The organism is Pseudomonas sp. (assembly GCF_049590575.1).
Lineage (GTDB): Bacteria > Pseudomonadota > Gammaproteobacteria > Pseudomonadales > Pseudomonadaceae > Aquipseudomonas.
Genome location: NZ_JBAWDE010000178.1, coordinates 1 through 6,687 on the forward strand (window position 1 = coordinate 1; position 6,687 = coordinate 6,687).

The following is a 6,687-nucleotide window of genomic DNA, read 5'->3' on the forward strand; positions in this document are numbered from 1 at the left end:
TGGTTTCGCCCTTACGGCGAGTCACTTTTGAAAGGAGCCCAAAAGTAACCAAAAGGCTCTTGCCCCACCACTCGGCACCTCGCTCACGCTCGGTGTGCCCGAAAACAGGCAGCACGAAGCGGGCCGCCGCGACGGGCCGTCCCTGCCCCGTCGCGGCTAAACCGGCGTCCTGCCGGTTTACCCGCTCCGTACTACCTGTTTTCGGCCAGCGTGGTTAACGGGGCGCCCAAGATCAACATCAAGATCAAAATCTAGAGCACGGCGGCCTGAAAGCCGACCTGAGTGGTTGGATCAAAGGCAGTTACGTGTCGGTGATGCGGGCAGCTTCGTTTATCAGTGGCAACCAGTTGATGCCTTCGCAGGCAAGCCAGCTCCCACAGAAAAGCAGCTTTGCATGTGCTGTAGATCTGCTTTCGCTCTGCGCTCTTGATCTGCTTCAACCACTCAGGTCGGCTACTAGGCCGCCGTGCTCTTGCTTTTGATCTTGATCTTCGGCGCCCCGTCAAACACGCTGGCCGAACGCAGGCTTGAATCCGTGGGTAACCCGGCAGGACGCCGGGTTAGCCGCGATGGGCCAAGGATGGCCCATGGCGGCGGCCCACGGATTCAAGCCGGAGTGAGGGCACACCGAGCCTAGGCGAGGTGCCGAGTGTTGGGGCAAGAGCCTTTTGGTTACTTTTGGGCTCTTTTCAAAAGTGACCCGCTGTAAGAGCGGAACCAATATCAGCCGTTACCGCAGCAACGGATATGTACTCAACCAACCAACCAACCAACTCAGTTCGCCAACCGAGCCCCACTAAGACTCCCACTCAACTCATAAGCCACCAACTCCGCCTGATGCGCCGCCATAATCTCCGGCAACGACCCGCGCAAATACTCCACCCACGTCTTGATCTTCGCATCCAGATACTGCCGCGACGGGTAGATAGCATACAAATTCAGCTCCTGAGACCGGTAGTTAGGCATCACCCGCACCAACGTCCCATTACGCAACCCCTCGATAGCCGCATACACCGGCAACAACCCGACCCCCATCCCACTGGTAATCGCAGTCTTCATCGCATCCGCCGAATTCACCAGGAACGGCGAGGAATTGATCGCCACACTTTCCTGGCCTTCAGGCCCATTGAAGGTCCATTTGTCCAATTGGATCACCGGACTCACCAGCCGCAAACACGCATGGTTAAGCAAATCCTGAGGACGCTGCGCACACCCCTTGGCCTTGACGTAATCCGGCGAGGCACACGCAATGCTGTAGGTAATCCCCAGCCGCTGCGAGACAAACCCCGAATCCGGCAGCTCGCTGGCCAGCACGATCGACACGTCGTAACCCTCATCCAGCAGGTCCGGCACGCGGTTGGCCAGGGTCAGGTCGAAGGTCACGTCGGGGTGGGTGCGGCGGTAGCGGGCAATCGCGTCGATGACGAAATGCTGGCCGATACCGGTCATGGTGTGCACTTTCAACTGCCCCGCCGGGCGCGCGTGGGCGTCGCTGGCTTCGGCCTCGGCTTCCTCGACATAGGCGAGGATCTGTTCGCAGCGCAGCAAGTAGCGCTTGCCGGCTTCGGTCAGCGCGATGCGGCGGGTGGTGCGGTTGAGCAAGCGGGTTTGCAGATGGGCCTCCAGGTTGGAGACCGCGCGCGAGACGTTGGCAGTGGTGGTGTCCAGTTGCACGGCGGCGGCGGTGAAGCTGCCGGCTTCGGCCACGCAACTGAAGGCGCGCATGTTTTGCAAAGTGTCCATGGAATGTTCTCAGGGGAGATAACAAATTGTGACAGAAAGTTACGCCGTCCAGTGATCCCTACCAACGGATTATCGCTTGAACGGTAACAAAGATTCACAGGAATGCCAGCTTATCGTCCTCCATGCCGCCCCCTAGAATTGCGCCACCTACCGTGCATCACCACCTCAGGAATTCGCAGCAGTGCCGCGTCGCATCAGCAGAGAGCTTAAGACTCTCAGTGTTTTGGCCTTATCGTTAGCAATCAGCGGCTGCATCGGAACCGGAGGAATCGCCCCCCAAGGCCAGGCCCTCAACGCCAATCACCTGGCCACCGACCAGGCAATCCAGAGCGCCACCGAGGACGCCCATTGGCCCACCGCGCAATGGTGGCAGGCCTACGGCGACCCGCAGCTCAACCACTGGGTCGACCTCGCCACGCAAAACAGCCCGAGCCTGGCCATGGCCGCCGCGCGAGTGCGTGAGGCGCGGGCCATGGCCGGCATAACCGAGTCGGCCGAGTCGCTGCAGATCAACAGTGACACCACGCTCAAGCGCCACAACTGGCCGAAGGATCAGTTCTATGGCCCGGGCGAGTTGAGCGGTTCCACCACCTGGGACAACAATTCGTCCCTGGGCCTGAGCTACGCCCTCGACCTGTGGGGCCGCGAAAGCAACGCCAGCGAACGGGCCGTCGACCTGGCGCACATGAGCGCCGCCGAAGCGCGCCAGGCGCAGCTCGAATTGCAGAACAACGTGGTGCGCGCCTATATCCAGTTGTCGTTGCATTACGCCAACCGCGATATCGTCGCCGCGACCCTGGCCCAGCAACAGCAGATCCTCGACCTGGCCAATAAGCGCCTGGACGCCGGGATCGGCACGCACTTCGACGTAAGCCAGGCCCAAACCCCGCTGCCGGAAACCCACCGTCAGTTGGACGCGCTGGACGAAGAAATCGCCCTGAGCCGTAACCAATTGGCGGCGTTGGCCGGCAAGGGACCGGGGGAGGGCGCGCAACTGCAACGGCCCACGCTGACCCTCGCCGCCCCCTTGAAATTGCCCTCCCGCCTGCCTGCGCAATTGCTCGGCCAACGCCCTGACGTGGTCGCCAGCCGCTGGCAAGTCGCGGCCCAGGCGCGGGGCATCGACTTGGCGCATGCGGGCTTCTACCCCAACGTCGACCTGGTCGGCAGCCTCGGCTATATGGCCACCGGTGGCGGCATGCTGGAGTTTCTGGCCGGCAAGAAATTCAACTACACCGTTGGCCCGGCGATCACCTTGCCGATCTTCGACGGCGGCCGCTTGCGTTCCGAGTTGGGCGAAGCCAGCGCCGGCTATGACATCGCCGTGGCCAAGTACAACCAGACCCTGGTGAATGCGCTCAAGGGCATCAGCGACCAGTTGATCCGCCGCGAGTCCATGGACAAGCAAGCGGGCTTCGCCGCGCAGTCGGTGGCCTCGGCGCAAAAAACCTATGACATCGCAATGATCGCCTACCAGCGCGGCCTCACCGATTACCTGAACGTGCTGAACGCCCAGACCCTGCTGTTCCGCCAGCAGCAGGTCGAGCAACAGGTGCAGGCCGCGCGCCTGAGTGCCCACGCCGAACTGGTGACAGCCCTGGGCGGCGGCCTCGGTGCCGGCAACGACGTGCCCCAGCCTGCCAAGACCCTCCCGAGCAAGACCCCCGCGGCGCTCGCCGTGTTTGATCACTGAGTGGATTGCAATGACTCCCTTGCCTGCACCGCTGCGCTGGCTGCATTCCCTTGAGTGGCGCCGTGGCTTTTTCGACTGGGCGCGCAGTGATGGCGTGACCTGGGTCTACATCTTCAAAGTGCTGATCGCCGCGTTCCTCACGCTATGGCTGGCGATGCGCCTGGAATTGCCGCAACCGCGCACCGCGATGATCACCGTGTTTATCGTGATGCAACCGCAGAGCGGCCAGGTGTTCGCCAAGAGTTTTTACCGTTTCCTCGGCACCCTGGCCGGCTCGGCGGTGATGGTTTTTTTGATCGCCTTGTTTGCGCAGAACACCGAGCTGTTCCTCGGCGCGCTGGCGATCTGGGTGGGTATCTGCACGGCTGGCGCCACGCGCAACCGCAACTTTCGCGCCTATGGGTTTGTGCTGGCGGGTTATACGGCGGCGATGGTCGGCCTGCCCGCCCTGGCGCATCCGGATGGCGCGTTTATGGCGGCGGTGTGGCGCGTGCTGGAAATTTCCCTGGGGATTCTGTGTTCCACCTTGGTCAGCGCCGCGATCCTGCCGCAGACCAGCAGCGCCGCGATGCGCAACGCCCTGTACCAGCGCTTTGGCGTGTTCGCATTGTTCGTTACCGACGGCCTGCGCGGGCGCAGCCAACGCGAGGGTTTCGAGGCCAGCAATGTGCGTTTTATCGCCGAAGCCGTAGGCCTGGAAGGGCTGCGCAGCATCACTGTGTTTGAAGACCCGCACATGCGTCGGCGCAATGGCCGGCTGAGTCGCCTCAACAGCGAATTCATGAGCATCACCACGCGCTTCAACGCCTTGCACCAGTTGCTCGAACGCCTGCGCACCGATGCGGCGGATCACGTGGTCGCGGCGATCAAACCGGGTTTGCAGGACCTGGCTGAGCTTCTCGACGGTTTCTCCGGCCGCGCCCTCACCAGCCCCGACGCCGCGCGCCTGGTCAACCAACTGAGCGCCTACAAGGACGGCCTGCCCGCCAAGGTGCGCAGCCTGCGCGCGGGCTTTCAGCAGGGCGACCCGAGCGAAGCCGAGCAGCTGGATTTTCATACCGCCTACGAGCTGCTCTACCGCTTCGTCGACGACCTGCACAACTACGCGCAGACCCACGCCTCCCTGGCCGATCACAGCCATGCGCGCGAGCAGTGGGACGAAACCTTTATCCCCAAAACCAACTGGCTGGCCTGCGCCGCGTCGGGGATTCGCGCGTCGTTCATCCTGATCGTGCTCAGCAGCTATTGGGTGGCCACCGCGTGGCCGAGCGGCGCGACCATGACCCTGATTGCGGCGGCCACCGTCGGCTTGTCTGCCGCCACGCCCAACCCGAAACGCATGGCGTTCCAGATGGCCTGCGGCACCTTGATCGGCGCATTGGTGGGGTTTGTTGAAATGTTCTTCGTGTTCCCGTGGATCGACGGCTTCCCGCTGCTGTGCGTGATGCTCGCCCCGGTGATTATCTTCGGATCTTTCCTCGCTTCCCGCCCGCAATACGCGGGGGTTGGCGTGGGCCTGCTGATTTTCTTCAGCACCGGCTCGGTGCCGGACAACCTCACGGTCTACAACCCCTACACCTTCATCAATGACTACATCGCCATGGTCATCGGCATGCTGGTGTGCGCGGCGGCGGGGGCGATCATCCTGCCGCCCAACAGCCGCTGGCTATGGCGCCGCCTGGAACAGGACCTGCGCGAGCAAGTGGTGTACGCGATCAGCGGTAAGCTCAAAGGCCTGGCCTCGAGTTTTGAAAGCCGCACCCGCGACCTGCTGCACCAGGCCTACGGCCTTGCGGTCGGCCAGCCGCAGGTGCAACGCGACTTGCTGCGCTGGATGTTCGTGGTGCTGGAAGTCGGCCACGCGATCATCGAGCTGCGCAAAGAGCAGGCGATCTTGCCGGTGCACCCGGCGTATGCCGAGTCGCAGCCATGGCGCCAGGCGATCCGCGTGATGGGCCGCTCGCTGGTGCGGCTGTTCCTGCAGCCGAGTGCGAGCAACCTGGAGCGCGGCCTGATCGCCGTCGACCATGCGATCAGCCGCGTGCAGGCCACCGACGAACCCTTCGCCCCGCACTTCGACACCTCGGCCTTGCGCCGAGTGAAGAGCTACCTGCACTTCATCCGTACCTCGCTGCTCGACCCGCAATCGCCCCTCGCGGCCCTGAAAGGAGCCCCGCATGCCCCGTGAAATCGCCTTCCACGGCGTCTACATGCCGACCATGACCCTGATGTTCCTGATCGCGGCAGGGCTGGCCTGGGCGCTGGACCGCTTCCTGGCCGGGTTCGACCTGTACCGGTTTTTCTGGCACCCGGCGTTGCTGCGCCTGAGCCTGTTCGTTTGCTTGTTCGGCGCCCTGGCGCTGACCGTCTACCGTTGAGAATGCCCCGATGAAAAAGTTTTTCAGCCTGCTCGCGACCTTGCTGGTACTGGCTTTGGCGATCTGGATTGGCCGCACGTTGTGGGTGCATTACATGCAAACGCCGTGGACTCGCGACGGCCGTGTGCGTGCCGACATCATCAACGTGGCGGCCGACGTCACCGGCGAAGTGGTCGACGTACCGGTGCATGACAACCAGTTGGTGAAAAAGGGCGACCTGCTGATGCAGATCGACCCCGAGCACTACCGCATCGCGGTCAAGCAGGCGCAGTCGCTGGTGGCGTCGCGCAAAGCCACGTGGGAGATGCGCAAGGTCAACGCCCACCGCCGCGCCGACCTCGACGCCCTGGTGATTTCCAGGGAAAACCGCGACGACGCCAGCAACATTGCCGACTCGGCCCTGGCCGATTACCAGCACGCGCTGGCGCAACTGGAAGCGGCTGAGCTGAATTTGAAACGCACTCACGTGGTGGCGGCGGTGGACGGCTACGTCACCAACCTCAATGTGCACCGTGGCGACTATGCGCGCATCGGCGAGGCGAAGATGGCCGTGGTCGACATGAATTCATTCTGGGTCTATGGCTTCTTCGAAGAAACCAAGTTGCCCCACGTCAACGTCGGTGACACAGCCGATATGCAGTTGATGAGCGGCGAGACCCTCAAGGGCCATGTGGAAAGCATCTCGCGTGGCATCTACGACCGCGACAACCCCGAGAGCCGCGAACTGATCGCCGATGTGAATCCGACTTTCAACTGGGTGCGCCTGGCCCAGCGCGTGCCGGTGCGGATTCACATTGATGAAGTGCCGGAAGGCGTGCTGTTGGCCGCAGGCATCACCTGCACGGTGATCGTAAACCCAACACATAACTGACT

General features: G+C 62.8%; 5 protein-coding genes. 4 read left to right on the plus strand and 1 reads right to left on the minus strand.

What is annotated here, in order from left to right:
- Positions 1 to 774 precede the first annotated feature (774 nt).
- Positions 775 to 1,743 (minus strand): LysR family transcriptional regulator, encoded by a 969-nt coding sequence (locus tag WBR57_RS12425; RefSeq protein ID WP_424084081.1) that lies wholly within the window; start codon positions 1,741 to 1,743, stop codon positions 775 to 777.
- A 181-nt stretch (positions 1,744 to 1,924) separates the two neighbouring features.
- Here WBR57_RS12425 and WBR57_RS12430 point away from each other — a divergent pair, with 181 nt between their 5' ends.
- The 4 genes from WBR57_RS12430 to WBR57_RS12445 are packed head-to-tail and all read left to right on the plus strand — an operon-like array spanning position 1,925 to position 6,685.
- Entirely contained in the window at positions 1,925 to 3,436 is a 1,512-nt protein-coding gene (locus WBR57_RS12430; protein ID WP_424084082.1) for an efflux transporter outer membrane subunit, read from the plus strand.
- Positions 3,437 to 3,446: 10 nt separating this feature from the next.
- Positions 3,447 to 5,624 carry an FUSC family protein gene (locus tag WBR57_RS12435; RefSeq protein ID WP_424084083.1) on the plus strand — a complete coding sequence of 726 codons (2,178 nt, stop codon included), beginning with the start codon at positions 3,447 to 3,449 and terminating at the stop codon, positions 5,622 to 5,624.
- Positions 5,614 to 5,814 (plus strand): DUF1656 domain-containing protein, encoded by a 201-nt coding sequence (locus tag WBR57_RS12440; RefSeq protein ID WP_010565658.1) that lies wholly within the window; start codon positions 5,614 to 5,616, stop codon positions 5,812 to 5,814. Before WBR57_RS12435 ends, WBR57_RS12440 begins: the two co-directional genes overlap by 11 nt.
- Positions 5,815 to 5,824: 10 nt before the next feature.
- Positions 5,825 to 6,685 carry an efflux RND transporter periplasmic adaptor subunit gene (locus tag WBR57_RS12445; protein ID WP_424084084.1) on the plus strand — a complete coding sequence of 287 codons (861 nt, stop codon included), beginning with the start codon at positions 5,825 to 5,827 and terminating at the stop codon, positions 6,683 to 6,685.
- The last annotated feature ends 2 nt before the right edge of the window (positions 6,686 to 6,687 follow it).

What these genes read in the sequence shown, in the direction of transcription:
- WBR57_RS12440 (WP_010565658.1), top strand. Translation starts at nt 5,614, where the DNA reads ATGCCCCGTGAAATCGCCTTCCACGGCGTCTACATGCCGACCATGACC.
- WBR57_RS12445 (WP_424084084.1), top strand. Translation starts at nt 5,825, where the DNA reads ATGAAAAAGTTTTTCAGCCTGCTCGCGACCTTGCTGGTACTGGCTTTG.
- WBR57_RS12435 (WP_424084083.1), top strand. Translation starts at nt 3,447, where the DNA reads ATGACTCCCTTGCCTGCACCGCTGCGCTGGCTGCATTCCCTTGAGTGG.
- WBR57_RS12425 (WP_424084081.1), bottom strand. Translation starts at nt 1,743, where the DNA reads ATGGACACTTTGCAAAACATGCGCGCCTTCAGTTGCGTGGCCGAAGCC.